The organism is Zunongwangia pacifica (genome assembly GCF_023499215.1).
Classification (GTDB): Bacteria; Bacteroidota; Bacteroidia; order Flavobacteriales; family Flavobacteriaceae; genus Zunongwangia; species Zunongwangia pacifica.
The window spans coordinates 139,079-155,914 of the sequence record NZ_JAKHSK010000008.1; the positions used below are offsets into that span (position 1 = coordinate 139,079).

Sequence of the window (16,836 nt, forward strand, 5' to 3'; positions counted from 1 at the left end):
CGATGAAGTTATTAGTGAAATTCGCCCGTATTTTTGTAGGGGTACTTTTTATTTTTTCAGGATTTATAAAACTGAATGATCCTTTAGGATTCTCTTATAAACTTCAGGAATATTTTTCGCCAGAGGTTTTAGATTTAGACTTTCTATCCCCTTTTACACTCGTAATTGCTATCTTAATTTGTGTGTTTGAGCTGGTTTTGGGAATAATGCTGCTTATTGGGTATTTACCTAAATTTACGGTGTGGAGTTTGCTGTTAATGATCATATTCTTCACATTCCTTACCTTTTATTCGGCTTATTTTAATAAAGTAACCGATTGTGGTTGTTTTGGTGACGCGATCCCACTTACACCCTGGCAAAGTTTTACGAAGGATCTCATATTGCTGGTTTTTATTCTACTATTGTTTTTTAATAAAAAGATGATTACTCCGGTTTTTGTTCCTGCGAGCCATCGTTGGATCATTTTCCTAAGTTATATGCTTTGTTTTCTATACGCCTATTATGTTTTAATGCATTTGCCGGTTATCGATTTTAGACCTTATAAAGTAGGAAATAATATCCCAGAGCTTCGTGATATTCCTGAAGATGCTGCGACAGATGTTTTTGAGTATCACTGGAAATTTAAGGTGAACGGTGAAGAAGAAGTAGTGGTGACCGATGGAAGTTACCCACAGCATGAAGGGGAGTTTATTGAAGTAAATACTAAGATGATCAAAGAAGGTTATGTGCCACCCATCCATGATTTTCAGATTTTAGATCATGGAGAAGATATTACGACCAAAATTCTTGAGTCCGAAAAAGTTTTGCTTATTGTTGCTTACGATTTAAATCTTACCGAGAAACAAGGCTATGAAGCCATTAAATCTTTAGAAAGAGAAGCCAATAGTAAAGGGTATAAGATTATTGGATTAACAGCTTCAGGAGAGGATTTAAAATCTCAGATAAAAGAGGAATTCGATCTTGATTTTCCTTTTTATCAAACCGATGCCACCGCACTTAAAACAGTGATACGTGCCAATCCAGGAATTTTAGTTTTGGAAAAAGGGACGATAACACAAAAAAAGCACTGGTCAGACACTTCAGCTATAAAATTATAAGCAAATTCTAAAAAGTCTTAGAAGATTAATAAAAAGCTACAAAAGCCTTTACGACAAAGGGCTTATGTGTGATCGAATCGGTATATTTGTAGAGATCAGCTTAAAATTTAAACAATTTAGAACATTAAATTATGAGAAAAAATATTGTAGCCGGAAACTGGAAAATGAACAACGACCTGGCACAAACCCAGGAACTAATTGCAGATCTTAAGAAACAAATGTCTGGTGAGCCAAAAGCAACGGTGATGGTAGCGCCAACATATACCAATTTATATCCTGCATTCGAGGCTTTAAAAAATACTCCAATAATCGTTGCAGCGCAGAATATGCATCAAAATGCTAAGGGAGCTTTTACCGGAGAAATTTCCGCAGCAATGCTTAAAAGTGTTGGTGTAGAAACGGTAATTTTAGGACACAGTGAGAGACGTGCCTATTTTAAAGAATCTAATGAGCTTCTTGCTGAAAAAGTAAATACCGCTTTAGAAAATGATATGACTGTAATTTTTTGCTTTGGTGAAGAATTAGAAGATCGTAAAGCCGATAAGCATTTTGATTTGGTTGAAAGTCAGCTTAAAGAAAGTTTATACCATCTTTCTAAAGAGAGCTGGAAAAATATTATCCTTGCCTACGAGCCGGTTTGGGCTATTGGTACAGGAGAAACTGCATCACCAGAGCAAGCTCAGGAAATGCACGCATTTATTAGAAAGAGTGTTGCAGGTGCTTACGGAAGCGAAATTGCAGAAGATGTTTCTATCCTTTACGGCGGTAGTTGTAAGCCTGGAAATGCTAAAGAGATCTTTGCAAACAAAGATGTAGATGGCGGTTTAATTGGTGGAGCAAGTCTTAAGGCAGAAGACTTTTTAGCAATCGTGAACTCGTTTTAATAATGGCATCGAATTATCTAGAATTTCAGTTTAAAATAAATCCGCCAGTTCCTGCTTCAGAAATATTAGTTGCTGAATTGGGAGCGTTGGGATTTGAAAGTTTTGTGGAAAATGAAGATGGCATAACAGCATATATCCTTAAAGATGAATTTCAGGACGATATGCTGGCTGAGGTTCAGATATTAGATTCTGATGAATTTGAAATCTCCTATTCTTCTTCTGAAATACAACAGGTAAATTGGAATGAAGAATGGGAGAAAAATTTTCAGCCCATTGTGGTTGATGATATTTGTAGTGTACGCGCACCTTTTCATCCAAAACCAGAAACCGAGTTTGATATTGTTATTGAACCAAAAATGAGTTTTGGTACCGGGCATCATGCCACCACGCATATGATGATTCAGTTTATTCTGAAAAACGACTGGAAAGGAAGGTCTGTTTTGGATATGGGCTGCGGAACCGGAGTTTTGGCCATTTTAAGTGCTCAGAAAGGAGCAGCTCCCGTTGAAGCTATAGATATTGATAACTGGTGTTATTTAAACACCCTGGAAAATATCGAACGTAATAATGTTCCCGATATTACCGTTAAAGAAGGTGGAGCAGAGCTGCTGGGTGAAAAAAAATATGATGCTATAATAGCGAATATTAACCGTAATATATTGCTGAATGATATGCAAAAGTATGTTTCGGTCCTACAACCTGGTGGTGATTTGTATTTAAGTGGATTCTATAAAGAAGACATCCCGATTATTCAGGAAGCTTGTGAAAAGCTTGGATTAAAATTTCAGGAAAACCTTGAAAAAGATCAGTGGGTGGCGGTAAAGTTTTCTTTATGAGAGTTTTAACTTGATTTTTTGTATTTTTGCAAAGTATCTGAATCAAAATTAATACCCTATGAGTACCCAAGAAGAAGTATTAGAGAAGGTAGAGACCAAGGTAGACAAAGAAAACGAGATTGTTTTATATAACGACGATTATAACACTTTTGATCATGTAATTGAAACGTTGATCTATGCCTGTGATCACACCCCAGAACAGGCCGAACAATGTTCTATTTTGGTACACTATAAAGGAAAATGTACCGTTAAAACAGGTGCTTTTGATGATCTTAAACCAAGATGTTCTAAGCTTTTGGATGCCGGTTTGAGTGCAGAAATTGTATAAGTTGAAATTGGTAAATTACCGCATGAATTATTTTTAATAAAGAAATCTGTTATTCCTTAAGCATTAATGTTTTATCATTTTGTGCTGTTTTTTCTTCAAAAAAAGTTTCAAAAAGTTTTTCCGAATCTAAAATAAAGAATATATTTGCACCCGCTTAAGACATTTGGCTTAAGCGAAACAAATTAAGGCCTCGTGGCGCAACTGAATAGCGCATCTGATTACGGCTCAGAAGGTTGCAGGTTTGAATCCTGCCGAGGTCACTTGATGGGACAAATTCAAAAATGATGAATTTGTCCCTTTTTTATTTCCTTTTAAGTCTTTGTTTATCAGTGTGATATACTTGATTGCTTCATTAACTCGGGTGGTTCGATATTCAAATCCGTCAAAAGTCAGATTTTCAGGAAAGACCGAACCAATGATCTTTCTTTTCTGTATAGTATTCCCAGATTGATAGAGAATATTAAGCTTGGATAGATTGCTGATAGCCTTATCCCACAGGGGTTCCACGTTTTGCGTGTCTGTAATCGAACTTGTGAGTTTGGCTTCCAGCCTGTTTATTTTTTTATCGGCATCCGCTTTCATAATTCGGTAATCATCCGCTTCAATATCACCACATAAAAGCAGTTCCCTGGCTTTACTCAGTTTATTATTTTCATCCTGTAAACGGATTTTGAGTTGTTGTATATTTCCGATCCTGTCTCTGGTTTTTGATTTATATACGGAAGTAATGACTTCTTTAAATAGGTTGAGCCTAGGGATGGAATACACATATTTCTCGATTTCAGAAACCATCCTATCGTTCATATACTCCGCTTTTTGTCTGAATTTACAGCCACCGGAGCAATGGTAGTAATAGTAATATTTGGAACGCCCTTTGGATTTACTACTAGTTAACATACGCCCGCAGTCTGGACAAACGACAAAACCGCGTAAGGGATAGCGGTCATCTACTTTTATTTTAGTCCGCATTATTTTTTTACGACCGTCGAGCACATCCTGAACATCATAGAACAAAGCTTCAGATATCAAGGGTTCGTGTTGCCCCATCACCAGTTGACTTTCTTCATCTTTGTATTTAGGAATAAATATTTTACCGCAATACATAGGATTACGGATAGCTGTCCAGAAATTATTTTTACTGCATTTAAGCCCTTTTTCTCTAGCTGTTTTCCATATTTGTTCGGTGCTAAAAGTGTTTTTTGCCAATTCTTTGAATACCCATTTCATTATGTCACTCTGGACTTTCCTTGGCGCAATATATTTTCTACCACTCTCATCAATTTTGTTTTTATAACCGATTGGAGCAAGGCCCATCCAGCGTCCTTCTTTTTTAGCCCTTCGCATCCCATGAAAGGTATTTAGAGCTCTTCTGTCATTTTCCACTTCAGGAGCAGCCAGATAAAAGGCGAGCATCATTTTATTTTCAGGGATTGATAAATCAAGTGGTTGTTCTACTGCCTGCGGTTCTACCCCCAATCTTCTCAAAGTGCCGATCATCTGATAAGCATCTCCTGCATTCCGGCTGAACCTGTCCCATTTGGTAAACAATATCAAATCGGACTGCCCTCTAGATTTACGAAGGATATTTAGCAGTTTTGTCCAGGAAGGACGTTTAAAGGTTTTCGCCGAATGATCCTCATAAATCACTTTTCGTACCTGAATATGGTTGATTTCACAATACTTTCGCAAACGCTCTTCCTGATCCCGCTGTGAGTAGCCTTTGTCGGCCTGTTCATCCGTGCTTACCCGTATATATAAATCTGCAATTTTCATCGTTCCAAAGTATTAAGGTTGTTCCATCTAACAGCCTGATTCCGTTTATAAATATACGAAATTCAGGCAGGTTTTGCCAGATACTGATCTACAACAATATCCGCTATTTCATACATAAAGTCCAGGATAACTTTCACCTGTTCCGCTGTTACTTCTATACCGTCTTCTTTCAATAGTGCTATTGCTTTTTCCGGCGGAATTCTCTTTACTTCATTTTCCATCTTACACCTCCGCTTTAAAACAGCAAAAGCCCCGAAGGGCTTTGTACCGAAAAATTAATTCATTCTCTACCCATCGCTTTCGGGAAAGTAAATTTTACTCCCCCTGTTTTTATTAAATGAGGGTTCATACCGTATATACCCGTAGGCACTCAGATCCTTTACACATTTATGATAGGTCATGGCAGATGATATTTTTGCAATCTTCATAATGTCATAACTAAATGCCACTATCGGATTGCTATTACCCATCTGCGCCCTATACTCCAACAGGGCAGCATATATTCCTATATGTGTAATGCTGATACGGCCATCCTGCTCAATAGCCGTAAAAAAGTCAGATAAAGGCTTTAACTGTTCCATATCCTTTAGGTTATGGTGGGTCTTTTTCTTTTCTTCTTAGCCTTTGGTATGTCCTGAGCCTCGTCGGCAATCGGCTGCTCTTGGCCTTTATGCTCCTGTTTAACAGAGCGGCTTTGTGCTTCCGATTGTTTTTCCGTCTTGGACTGGCGGTTATCCACCCGTTGCATATTGCTGTCATAGATATTGATGGTCTTAAACCGGGGATTCGCCTCGATGTACTGTTTCTGCTCCAAACCTTCCTTTTGAAAAGTTGCCGATTGCAGGTTTCCCTTTTTCAGGGAATCGACCAGATTGGATTTATAGGTTTCATTCTCCAGTTCCTTAATAGGATGTTTAGCGAGTGTTGCTTCCAGATCGTACCCATAGTTTTGATGGTACTGCTGTATTTTAAAATTTCCATTGTCATCACTCTGTTTAAAATCCATCTGTAACCAGGAATTGTACAGTTGCCCTTCCTTATTGGTCAGCTCCTTATTGACCGATCGGCCTTCCATCAGGTTGTAGGCTTCTTTCAGGGTAATGTTATTGCCTTTGTTAATATAGAAGGTCTGTTTCATAGTCTCATCGGGATTGTTTTCCTTTTGCACACTCACCTGGTACGAATTGAAGAAATACATATCCGTTTTTTTGGACTTGCTAAAATGTAGTGTGGAATCTACCTTGTTGCTACCAAAATGCGTTAGGTGCGGGATCTTAAATTCAGGCTGTCCCTTTGCTATTTTTTGCTTTAAGACTTCTTCGAGTCCTTCTCCAAAGCCAGTATATTTAATCTGGTCTTTCAGGTATTCTAAATTCTTCTGATTCATGATAATTGATTTAAAAGTTATTGATAGGTGTACTTCCTGTTGATTGTAATGTGGGAAGTACTGCTGCTTTAATAATCGTCCTGTTTTTTACACTAAGCTTAATATGCCTTCCCCCGTTTGCTTCAAACAATTGAATGGCGAAGTATTTCTTATCGGGAATGGTAAACTTGGGAACCACAATCACCAAGGTCTGTGAAGACCGGCCGTCAATTTTTGTCACCTTGTTTTGGATGTGTACCGGGGTAATTTCAATTTCCTGTGAAGCTGTACGTTTAGCCTTTTTCTGGTCCCGGATAAAAAAACGTAATTGGTCAATATCATAACTGATATTGGATGTGTTGGTAATGGTTAACCGCAGGTACATCAGGTTGTCCCGAATGAATATCCCGTTCAATCCGAAACGTATACCATATTTACGGTGCTTTACCTTACGCCCTTTGTATTTGGAATACAAGGCATGTGTAGCATAAGTAGTGACTTCAGCTTCGTTAACCGATCCTGGTGAAAGGAAAATACTGTTTTTGTTATCTCTTTCCTTCATGGAAATATTCAAGACAGATGGCTTGGGGTCATAGTTAATCACAAAAGAATTTAATTTCCCGTCTGCGGTAATTACCGTCAGGTTAGTCTCCGGAAAACTGTCCCTTGCCGCTTTGAGCTGTAGAATATTGGCAGCTCCTATGGCTTTTTGTGCCAACACATCTTTACTGCCCCTGTCCACACCTACAATGGCGCTTGGAAATATAATATTGGTCGTTTTAAAATAGGTAATCTCCACAGGATAAGGAGCGATTGATTTGGGTTGAAGGATGCTTTGAGCATTTACATTCAATCCGAAAAGGAACAGGAAAAATCCCATCACCATACATGCATTTATCTTTTTCATCTTTATGGAATTTTAAATGGTTATTACTTCTTGATTTGCTTTTGTTTTTCATCACGGAGCAATACCTGATAGCCTGCTTTCAGGGTTACTTTTATCAGTTTTACTTTTGTGCTGAACAGTGATTTAGCTGTTTCTATACCGGCACCTGCGGCCTGTGCCTGCCAGGAAGGATCAAGGGAAGTCAATCCAATGTTCTGCATAGAGCGGTCAGCCGATTGTTTAGCGACATCCCGAGTAATGGCACCGGGAATATAAATTCCGTCCAACCCATCCATATCGTACACAGAGAGTTCTACCGGGAAGAGGGAATTACCGCTTCTGATGCTGTTGATCTTGACATGCAGCCTTTCTCCGCTAAGGGAAGCGATCCCAAACACAAAGTTGTCTTTGGGAATATGCACCCCGTTAATAAATACATCATTGACCAGGCGAAGCTTTACGGTAGATCCGTTAACCACGGTCTGTGATTCGTAAATAACCGCCTGTATGGCATTTTCCGGCTGTTCAGCAATTTGGTCATCGTCCAGGGAATAAAATCCATTTGCTGTAGGAGTAACAAAGTGTCCGGTATGCATCAGGGAAATACTATCATCTTTCTGTGCAGTGGATACTTCGTACAGTTGTTCCCTTCGGGCTTCCGAAAGTTGTTTTAATTTCTCCTGAACCCGCTCAGGATGCTGTACATCCAGAATCTTTTCCAGCATGCTGCTGAGCTGTTCCAGTTCCGGGTCAGGTGCTTCCGGCTGGGTCATGGTGTGCATCATTTCTTCCAGCCTGTCCACATCACTGGAACTCACAGACGTATTTCCATAATTGGTTTTTGTTTCCTGCTCGGGGGAATCTTCAGGAAGCTGGGTGCGTTCCACCGGTTTGTTCAATTCCCTGTTCAAAGCTTCCAGCTTTTTATAAATTTTATCCGTATTCGGATCGTTGCCCTGACCACTTCCGTAGAGGGAAGTTTTTAAGCCGCCGGATGATACCTGACCCGGTTTTACTTCCTTTTGGGGTAATATATCATCCGTATCGGAAATTACACTGTTCTTATAATTCGGGTCATTTTTACGGAGTTCCCTGAATTTTGCCGAATCCTGTTCTGCCCGGTTGTAATAGCTCATTTTATCCATTTGCTTATCATCGGTCAGTTTTGCTTCCGGCAGGTGAAGGTTAAACCCGTTCTGTGGAGTTTCCTGTGCCTGTAGTTCCTGTACCTGTCCACCTCCCAATACCCAAAAGATCAGGGTGGTGAAAGGAAGTACGAGCAGCGGCAATACCAATAGGAACTTGCGTTGTCTTTTCATTTTTGATGTTATTACCTGTTTTTCCATGGTTATTGATTTTTAAAGTTTTGATATTCTTTTTCGATATAGCGAACCGAATCCATCAGTCCCGGACGGGTTGCTATAATACTGTCATAGATATTTCTGCCCGATGGACTTCGGGCAAGGCTATCCATATACAACCGGAACTTTTGGATGCGCCTGTAATCCTGTTTGGATACCGGAGGGAGCGGTGATGCTATAGCTCCGGATTCCGTAAGATGCCGGGGACGTTTGATCGAGGTTACTGTAAAGGCATTGCCCTTACTTTTTCCCGTGATGGCGTGTACCCCAAGGTAGATACAGTATCCACTGGTGAGGCTTATAAAAACGACCAGTGCTATGGTTACTGCCCGCTTGGAAATACTCTTTGTCTTATTCGACATCCATTTTGCCCATGCTTTTTGCAGCCATTTGTATAAGGCAAGTAATCCCAGGATTAACAGTCCGTTTTTAGGAGCCTCCTTTTTCTGTTTTGTATTTCGTTTCATTTGTACAAAGTTTTATAAGCCACTCAATTGACTTTGTTTGTATTAATTTTGAATAAATGTCCATTATGGGCTTAATACCGTCTGGCGGTCGTTTTCAAATCCTTGTTGGCGATGGTTGCCCAGCGTTCTATCAGAAAACCATGCGGATTATTATCACTTCGGGATACATTACGCAACGCCCCTTCGGTAATCAGGCTTCGGGTAGTGATACTGGTCGGACGGATTATGCGCTGGGTAGCGTAGCACCGGAATTTATAGGGGTATTCATTGATGTCCACCGCCACGCTATCCACATGGATGGTCTGGTTAACATTTCCGGAAATAAGCCCGGCATAATATCCGTTCTCCTTCAGGTCATCATAAATCCGTTTGGCACTGCCATCCGCCAGGTATAAAGCTTTAGTGATATTCGTTTCAATTGCTTTATCATCCGGGTCAAGGGTAAAGAACAATTGGTGGAAGGTTTTCACATGATCCCTTGCTTCCACTGGGATATTGTCCTTACGTCCGGCGGAATAGGCTTCCAGTGCCTTGCCATTGGCAAGAATGTAAATCCTGTCCTGCATTTCGGATACCAGACTAAAACTCTTATATAGGGCAAAGCAGGATAATAGCACTGAGCCTGCAATAATGAGCATGGTAAATCCCCGGATATGCCGAAAAGCCGTATCGATATTTTTCATTTTTTTAAACATGATTTCTCCTTTTTGGGGTTAAGAATTACCTTTGAGTTTGTCATTCATATAGCCGGAGCCACCGCCATCCGAATTGCCATTCTTGAAATAAGGATTGGTTGTACCATTGCTGGCCATACTCTGGGAAATACGACTTGCAGCATTACCCATTGCATCCGCCGCCATGCTGGCTCCGCCTGTAGCTGCTCCCATAACCGCTCTGGAGGAACTGCTGAAGATACTGGTGACTTTCTGTCCCAAAGCACCACCACCTCCTGCATGGACAATGTAATTGGCTACCGAAGGCACGGTAAAGTATCCCACAATGCCAATAATCATAAAGACCAGATACGCCATATCCGTCCGGCTGAAAAAAGTATCCCCGTAATCCTGTACCTGGGCAATGTCCATTTCCAGCATTTTCTCCTGGATTTTTCCGATAATGCTCCCGAAAATATTGGCTACCGGAAGCCAGAGAAAAATATTGATATAGCGGGCAATCCAAACCGTCAGGGTATGCTGGAACCCGTCAAAGACGGCAATCCCAAATACCAGCGGCCCCAATATGGCAAGTACCACCAATTGAAAGGTTCGTAGCGTATCGATACATAAGGCTGCGGCTTCAAAGAGTACCCGCAGTACTTCACTCATCCATTCCTTGACCGAATTGCGGAAATTGTAAGAGGCTTTGGACATGGCAAACTTGATGTCGTTGCCAATCCCTTCAAAAAAGCCTTCATCGGAAGGACTGGCATTATCATGGGTGTATTTATACCACCTGTCCCGGTCACCGTCACCGCTTTCACCTACATACATCTGCCATACATCCGTTTTTTTGACAGCTTCTTCCTTCTTTTCCAAAAGCACCGCAATTGCCCTGTCGGAGCCTTCCACCATCGAAGCGGTAGCGGTCACTGTTGGTTTCATGATCCCGTTGATTAGTCCCAGAACGGAAGGGAATATCATCACACAAAACCCGATGACAAACGGGCGGAAAAGCGGATAAAAGTCAATAGGTTCGGCTCTTGACAAATGTCCCCAGACCCTGGAGGCGATATACCACATAGCGGCAAATCCCGCCAATGCCTGTCCCACACCAATAAGCTGACTGCACAGTGGCATCATTTCATCATAGAGTTGTTCCAATACGCTATGCAAGCCGTTCATCTCACCGGCAATTCCCTGTGCACTCCCCATAAAAGGCAGTAACAATCCCGTGACCGCCACCCAGGCAGTTTTTCTATATGTTGCCATACTGTTGATTTTTAGTTGTTTATCCCATAGCTATTGCGAATGGTCTGGGCATCATTTCTTTCTTTTGCCCTTTGCACCGCAAGAATGGTCGTGTTATTGTTAAAGTGTCTGAGGAACATTAGTTTGTCCTGCATATCGGCATAGATCCGGTCAATAGCCTGTAAACGTTCATCATCACTCATACGGGCTTTCCCTGCTGTGATAATGACCAGTAATTCATCGAGGTTACGCAGGCTTTCATCAAAGAGATGGTCGTACACCCGTCCGAGATACGCCAGTTCCTGCGGATTGAAATTCCCGTCACTTTGAAATCGGTCATACGCATTCCGGTATTCCCTGACCAGTATTATCTGATAATTCACAATATCGCCCACACGTTTGTAATTGCGAACGGTGGGGCTTACTTCCATCAGCCCGTCCAAAAAAGCTTTGTGCAGGCTAAAGTTCCCTTCCGATATATCCTTGATGGTATTGTAACCCCCTTCCAATATCTGGTAGCCTTTTTTCATATCGCTCAATATCTGTTTGAACTGGGTCAGTTTTTCTACATTGAGCAAGAGCTGTTGTATCTCTGCGGATTGCGCTGATGCCCTGAAAGAGCAGAAGAGCCCGCAGATCACAAGTCCTATAAGTATTTTGGTCTTTTTCATGGGTTTTCGTTTTGAAGGTTCCTGAGTGTTTTGCTGTATTGTACTTCATGGTATTCCCTGATCCGAACGGCTGCCATGACCTTGGCTTCATTGCCGAAACTTTGGGAGAAGGTGTAATTGTCCTGCATCCGCAAGTAAAGCTTGTCGATACGCTTCATACGCTCATTATCTTCCATTTGCAATTCGGCATCCGTGGTTATTGCAATAAGTTCATCCAGTGCCTGTTCACAATCCTCCAAGAGCCGGGTAAAAACCCGCCCGATATAGTTGAGTTCTGCTTCGGTAAAAGCATCGCTATTGTCAAGTTGTCCGTAGGTTTGCCCGTAATCCTGAATGATGCGTATTTGAAGGGCGATGATGTCTGCTACTTTTGCATAGTGTCTGATTTCAGGGTTGACTGTACTTAAGGAATTTATGAAATCACTGTGCAGGTCAAATTCCCCTTTGGTAAACCCTCCGATGGTGGTCAAACCTTCTTTGGCAATACGGTAGCCTTTTTGAGCATATCCGATATATACCTGTAAAGCGGCAATCTGCTGAAGCAGGTATTTCTTCTGTGTCTTTTTCTGGCGGAACCACTCCGAAAAAGTCTGTGCGTGGACGGTTCCTGCTGCCATAAACAGCATGAATCCTATTAAAATTATCTTTCTCATAGTTCGTGTTATTGAGGAAGTCCATATAATTTTTTCACGGTTTGCACTTCAATGGAGGTCTTTGCCCGGGAAAGGCTCAGCAATACATTTTGCTGATTAAAGCGCATCAGGTCATCATAATTGGCATCAACCTGATCGGCAGCATTGTTGATGATTTCCAGTCGTTTGGCATCGCTCATCGTGGTAGTAAAGGATTGGACAATCAGGGTAATCTGGTCGATGTTGTTCAGGCTTTCTTCCAAGATTCCTGAGTACACCTCTGACATATATTCAATCTCATCCAAGGTAAAGTGGTCATCCTGCTGAATAAGCTGCCAGGCATCCTGGTATTCATTGACCAGCCGGACCTGTTTTTGGGTGATATCCCGGATACGCTGGTAATAAGAAATAATCGCCTTTACCTTAGCCAGCTCTTCGTAATACTCCCGGTATTGCTCTTTTTGTTTTTCCGTCCATTTGGAAATTTCATCCAGTTTGAGTTTGGAAAGCGTGTTTTCCAAGGTCTTCTGGGCGTTCTGTAACCAGATGGTCTTGTTCTGTAGGCGCTGGATTTTTAAATCCACGGCTTTGATTACTTTTTTGATTCCTGCCTTGATGATCTCTACGATCGGTATCTGCATGGCATTTGCCTGTTGTACCGGTAGTGCCGTAAAGGAAATGCAAAGGGCAAGCAGTAACATTCTTGCATATTTTTTCATGGTTCATCATTTTTTAAGTTTTAGATCTTCCGCCATTGCGGCAATGCCTTTGCGGATATCCCCTCCAAATTTTGCCGCATATTCCATCAGTTTCACCTTTTCAGTCTGTTCGGTGGTGTACGCCAGGTATTCTTCCACGCTCACTTCGGTGCGGTACACCTTGCTGAGCATTCCACCCAGACTGATAAAGACCTCTTTGTATTTTCGGGCAGGGTCATTGGCTTTATTGACCGATAATACGAGGGCTTTTTCTTTTTCCGTTAACCCTAAGAGTTCCTGTATCTGGTCGAATTTGTTTTGGTACTTGCTCTGGTCTAGCAGTATTTTGCAATCGCTGTTATTGATGATTGCCTGCTTGACCACGGGGGAAGAAATAATATCCTCCACCTCCTGGGTCACCACGATAGCCTCACCAAAGAATTTCCGTACCGTTTTAAAGAGGTATTTGATGTATTCCGCAAAGCCTTCTTTCATCAGGGCTTTCCATGCTTCTTCAATTAAGATCATCTTACGGATGCCTTTCATTTTGCGCATCTTGTTGATAAAGACTTCCATGATAATGATGGTCACTACCGGAAAGAGGATGGGATGGTCTTTGATATTGTCCAGTTCGAACACGATAAAGCGTTCCTGTAAAAGGTTCAGGTTTTCCGTAGCATTGAGCAGGTAATCGAATTCCCCGCCCTGGTAATACGGGCGGAGTACATACAGGAAATTATCCATATCAAAATCCCGGTCTTTTACCCGATCCTGTTGAAGTACCGTTATATACTCATCCCGCAGGAATTCATAAAAACTATTGAAACAAGGAAACACCGATGGATTCTTTTCAAGGTGCCGGTAGTATCCGGTAATGGCATTGGAAAGCGCTACATACTCACTACGTTTAAAGACTTCGTCATCCTTTTTCCAAAGGGCGAGCAGCAGTGTTTTGATACTTTCTTTCTTTTCCGTGTCCAGGTGGTCACCCTCCCCGATAAAGAAAGGGTTGAAACGGATCGGGTTTTCTTCACTATAGGTGAAATAGTAGCCGTTTACCATATCACACAAGCCCTTATAGCTATGTCCTACATCCACCAGTACGATATGCGTTCCCTGCTCGTAATAGCTGCGTACCATGTGATTGGTAAAAAAGGATTTTCCACTCCCGGAGGGGCCCAATATAAACTTGTTCCGGTTGGTGCAAATCCCCATGTTCATAGGTTCATCGCTAATGTCCACATGCACGGGGTTGCCCGTCATACGATCTCCCAGACGAATCCCTACAGGACTTAAGGAAGTACGGTAACCCGTTTCCATATTCAGGAAGCATGTAGCCTGTTCGGCAAAGGTGTCGAAGGTATCATTCATGGGAAAGTCAGCGGCATTACCCGGAATACCTGCCCAGAAGATTTGAGGGGCACCGATGGTTTCCTGTTTGGCTACGGCATCCATCTGCGCCAGTGCGGAGGATACTTTGTTTTTCAGGTCTTTGAGTTCTTCCTTATCTTCCGTCCATACCAGTACATTAAAATGGGCTTTTACCGGGAGGCGTTGCTGACTGATGGCTTCATTTAAAAAATCATTGGTAGCATCTCTTGCAATCATGTTTTCCCGGCTGTAAGCAGACAAGGATTGCAATCGTAGCCTTTTGGATTCCAGCTTAGTGATCGTCTTCTGGGCATCCTCGATAAACAGGTACTGATTGTAAATGTGATTACAGGGCAGTAGTTGACCCAGCGTAGAGGCAAAGCCGATACTGAATTTGGTTTTGTCTGTACTATACTTGTCGTAATTGATGCGACTGCCACAAAGTGCCGGCAGGTCGGCAGCATCCCCCAGGGTGTAAAGCTGGCAATGCTTGGAACCTACCTGTAAACCTTCCTGGAAATTCATGTCTCCTATGAGATACTGGTCATTGCGCTCGGACAGGTAGCAGTACTTTTCAATGATACCCATTGTCCGTTTGCCACTCCAAAGTTCCTTTTCCCGTAACCGGGTCAGTTTCACAAAGCCGCTATCTTCCATGATACGCTTGAACTGACCGGTACAGTCCAGAAAATCCTGTAACAAGGAGGGTTTCAGCGTTTCTTCCGGAACGATGCTTCTGCGCAGCAGGCTGGAATAGGCAGACGTTGCGGTTTTGCGGTTATCCGGTTTTTTGGTCAGCAGGATATAACAGCTATGATCCAGAAAGGGGCGTTCATTAAAAAACCGCTCACTTGCCCGGCTTAAAAAACTGGTATCTGCTTTGGTAAAATCAGGTTGATGCCCGGTTTGCAGAAACCAATCCTGCTTATGCAGTACACTGAATTTGGGTAATACCTTAATGGCTTTTACCCAGGCCTGATGAAAAGCTTCATATTCCTGATCGGAAAGGGTAAAGATCTCCGGCAGGTCTGCTTTAAACACTACGGTGACATCGCCTTGTTTGCTCAGGATGCAGTCGTGTTCCACATCCATAATCGGTAATAGATCCTCCAACATTTTTTCCATTCTTATAGTATTTACCGGGTTATTACTTAATTTTTTTATCGTTTTAAAAAAGCCCTGCGGCTTCTGGAACGGATTGCTTTGGGAACCTGTTTTCGTGCCAGGGTTTTCATAAGTCCGTGTTCCCCGTATTGATAGCTCATCCGGTAGATCTTCATCACCAGCAGGGTGCCTGAGCCGAGAATAACACCGATACATACCAGTGTGGGCAGGCCGATGATATACATGATGGCAAATACGATGAGTAATCCCACCACACCTCCCCCTAAATACCAGATGTATTGGGCTTTTAATCCCTTAAATTCAATACTGCGGTTAATTCCTTTATTGACCTGATATACACTATTTGCCATACGTTTCTTTTTGAATGTTACAATCGCATCCTGCTACGGGGACGCTCCGATGCCGAAGCAGCTACCACGGTTTCTTTCACGGCATGCCCGTTGGTTTGATGTTCCCCAAGTTTGATAACCGGGGTTTGTTCTTCATCCGGTTCATTGGATTGGTGTTGCTTTAACTGGTTTTCCTGAATCTTAATGGCGATCTGCCGTTCCAGATTGGCGAGTTCTGTTTTCAGTTCCCGCAGTTCGTGCTCCTTGGTAAAAGGTTTGGTGGTGAGTTTTTCAATCTTGGGGAGTTCGGTTTTCAGATCGGAAAGGTTCCGCTTATACCGCTCTTTAAGATGCTCCACCCGGTCAATGGCATTTAAAAAATGCCGTGCTGCCAGCTTCGGATTATCCGTATTGGGCAACCCGTTATTGTAGGTATATTTAATCCCCTCATTTTCCCTTTGTGCATATAAGCTATTGGAATATCGGTATTCAAAGCGTCCGTTTTCTTCGTAGGCTTCCTGTTGCCTGCGGATGTATAACTGAAAACCGTATAGGTTGCCAAATTTTTCTTCGTGCTCCCCGGCTTTTGGCTTCCAGTTTTGAAACAGCTTTATAATATGCTTACCTATAGCTTCACTGTCCCGACTCGCTGTTCCATTCAATTGAATGGGGTTGGCTTTCGTACCTTCTTTGGTCATCTGGAGACGGTCGTTATACACGGCTGCATCGGCAGAGAGCTTTCCGAGTGTTTTTTCAGTGGAAGCATGATCGTTTTGCAGTTTTTCTAACTGGTATTTATGACGGGTGAGTTCCCTAAAGTGGGAATGTTTCAGGCTTTCCATTACCGCCACTTTCTTTTCCAGCTTGCTTTTCTCCAAAAGGGAGGTATCCCCGGAAAGGATAGCAATGTATTCGGAGAAGTTCATACCGCTTTTTTCATCCACAGCCCCTTCATCAAGGGTACGTACATTGAGTTCACTGTTTTTCATTTGGGAAATGAAGGTCTGTTTGTTTTTAAGCAGGTTGAATTTGTAGTTGTCCAGTGATTGCTCCACGGCATAGACAAAATTCTGTACCTGATTGCCGTAATGTTCTTTGGCAATAC

18 protein-coding genes, 1 tRNA gene and 1 pseudogene are annotated in these 16,836 nt (G+C 42.1%); 5 read left to right on the forward strand and 15 right to left on the reverse strand.

The features are described 5' to 3' along the window. The first annotated feature begins 2 nt into the window (after window positions 1–2). The 5 genes from L1967_RS07560 to L1967_RS07580 all read left to right on the forward strand — a co-directional run bounded on the left by L1967_RS07560 (window position 3) and on the right by L1967_RS07580 (window position 3,405). Window positions 3–1,097: a BT_3928 family protein gene (locus tag L1967_RS07560; RefSeq protein WP_249601123.1), complete on the forward strand. Its 1,095-nt coding sequence runs from the start codon at window positions 3–5 to the stop codon at window positions 1,095–1,097. A 131-nt stretch (window positions 1,098–1,228) separates the two neighbouring features. Continuing rightward, window positions 1,229–1,981: a triose-phosphate isomerase gene (gene tpiA, locus L1967_RS07565; RefSeq protein WP_249601124.1), complete on the forward strand. Its 753-nt coding sequence runs from the start codon at window positions 1,229–1,231 to the stop codon at window positions 1,979–1,981. 2 nt (window positions 1,982–1,983) lie between these two features. Next, window positions 1,984–2,817, forward strand: a complete 834-nt coding sequence (prmA, locus tag L1967_RS07570; RefSeq protein ID WP_249601125.1) for a 50S ribosomal protein L11 methyltransferase — start codon at window positions 1,984–1,986, stop codon at window positions 2,815–2,817. A gap of 58 nt (window positions 2,818–2,875) precedes the next feature. Continuing rightward, complete coding sequence (locus L1967_RS07575) at window positions 2,876–3,145, forward strand: ATP-dependent Clp protease adaptor ClpS (protein WP_249601126.1); 270 nt, start codon at window positions 2,876–2,878, stop codon at window positions 3,143–3,145. Between the two features lie 186 nt (window positions 3,146–3,331). Beyond that, window positions 3,332–3,405, forward strand: a tRNA-Arg gene (locus L1967_RS07580). On the opposite strand, the gene L1967_RS07585 is transcribed toward L1967_RS07580, so the two are convergent. The 15 genes and pseudogenes from L1967_RS07585 to L1967_RS07655 all read right to left on the reverse strand — a co-directional run. Next, a complete protein-coding gene (locus L1967_RS07585) occupies window positions 3,371–4,918 on the reverse strand; it encodes a recombinase family protein (protein ID WP_249601127.1) in 1,548 nt (515 codons plus the stop codon). The two genes, L1967_RS07580 and L1967_RS07585, sit on opposite strands and share 35 nt — an antisense overlap. Before the next feature lie 62 nt (window positions 4,919–4,980). Further along, the gene (locus tag L1967_RS07590) at window positions 4,981–5,139 is read right to left on the reverse strand and encodes a hypothetical protein (RefSeq protein ID WP_013072897.1); all 159 of its coding nucleotides are present in this window, start codon (window positions 5,137–5,139) and stop codon (window positions 4,981–4,983) included. Window positions 5,140–5,205: 66 nt separating this feature from the next. Beyond that, window positions 5,206–5,499: a hypothetical protein gene (locus tag L1967_RS07595; RefSeq protein WP_249601128.1), complete on the reverse strand. Its 294-nt coding sequence runs from the start codon at window positions 5,497–5,499 to the stop codon at window positions 5,206–5,208. A 5-nt stretch (window positions 5,500–5,504) separates the two neighbouring features. Continuing rightward, entirely contained in the window at window positions 5,505–6,305 is an 801-nt protein-coding gene (locus tag L1967_RS07600; protein ID WP_249601129.1) for a hypothetical protein, read from the reverse strand. Window positions 6,306–6,315: 10 nt separating this feature from the next. Further along, window positions 6,316–7,191, reverse strand: a complete 876-nt coding sequence (gene traN / locus L1967_RS07605) for a conjugative transposon protein TraN (protein WP_249601130.1) — start codon at window positions 7,189–7,191, stop codon at window positions 6,316–6,318. A 23-nt stretch (window positions 7,192–7,214) separates the two neighbouring features. Next, on the reverse strand, window positions 7,215–8,516 hold the full coding sequence (traM, locus tag L1967_RS07610) for a conjugative transposon protein TraM (RefSeq protein ID WP_249601131.1): 1,302 nt from the start codon (window positions 8,514–8,516) through the stop codon (window positions 7,215–7,217). 2 nt (window positions 8,517–8,518) lie between these two features. Then, entirely contained in the window at window positions 8,519–8,998 is a 480-nt protein-coding gene (locus tag L1967_RS07615; RefSeq protein ID WP_035133607.1) for a hypothetical protein, read from the reverse strand. Window positions 8,999–9,069: 71 nt separating this feature from the next. Then, window positions 9,070–9,693 (reverse strand): conjugative transposon protein TraK, encoded by a 624-nt coding sequence (gene traK / locus L1967_RS07620; RefSeq protein ID WP_035133605.1) that lies wholly within the window; start codon window positions 9,691–9,693, stop codon window positions 9,070–9,072. 18 nt (window positions 9,694–9,711) lie between these two features. Continuing rightward, complete coding sequence (traJ, locus tag L1967_RS07625; RefSeq protein WP_249601132.1) at window positions 9,712–10,926, reverse strand: conjugative transposon protein TraJ; 1,215 nt, start codon at window positions 10,924–10,926, stop codon at window positions 9,712–9,714. Window positions 10,927–10,937: 11 nt separating this feature from the next. Beyond that, entirely contained in the window at window positions 10,938–11,576 is a 639-nt protein-coding gene (locus tag L1967_RS07630; protein ID WP_249601133.1) for a tellurite resistance TerB family protein, read from the reverse strand. Then, window positions 11,573–12,229, reverse strand: coding sequence for a hypothetical protein (locus L1967_RS07635; protein ID WP_249601134.1), 657 nt, complete (start codon window positions 12,227–12,229; stop codon window positions 11,573–11,575). Before L1967_RS07635 ends, L1967_RS07630 begins: the two co-directional genes overlap by 4 nt. Window positions 12,230–12,237: 8 nt before the next feature. Then, window positions 12,238–12,927: a conjugal transfer protein TraI gene (locus L1967_RS07640; RefSeq protein ID WP_249601135.1), complete on the reverse strand. Its 690-nt coding sequence runs from the start codon at window positions 12,925–12,927 to the stop codon at window positions 12,238–12,240. A gap of 6 nt (window positions 12,928–12,933) precedes the next feature. Then, window positions 12,934–15,402 (reverse strand): TraG family conjugative transposon ATPase, encoded by a 2,469-nt coding sequence (locus L1967_RS07645; RefSeq protein ID WP_249601136.1) that lies wholly within the window; start codon window positions 15,400–15,402, stop codon window positions 12,934–12,936. Window positions 15,403–15,437: 35 nt separating this feature from the next. After that, window positions 15,438–15,752, reverse strand: a complete 315-nt coding sequence (locus L1967_RS07650) for a DUF4133 domain-containing protein (RefSeq protein ID WP_249601137.1) — start codon at window positions 15,750–15,752, stop codon at window positions 15,438–15,440. Between the two features lie 17 nt (window positions 15,753–15,769). Beyond that, window positions 15,770–16,836: pseudogene (locus L1967_RS07655) on the reverse strand (DNA methylase); the annotation flags it as partial.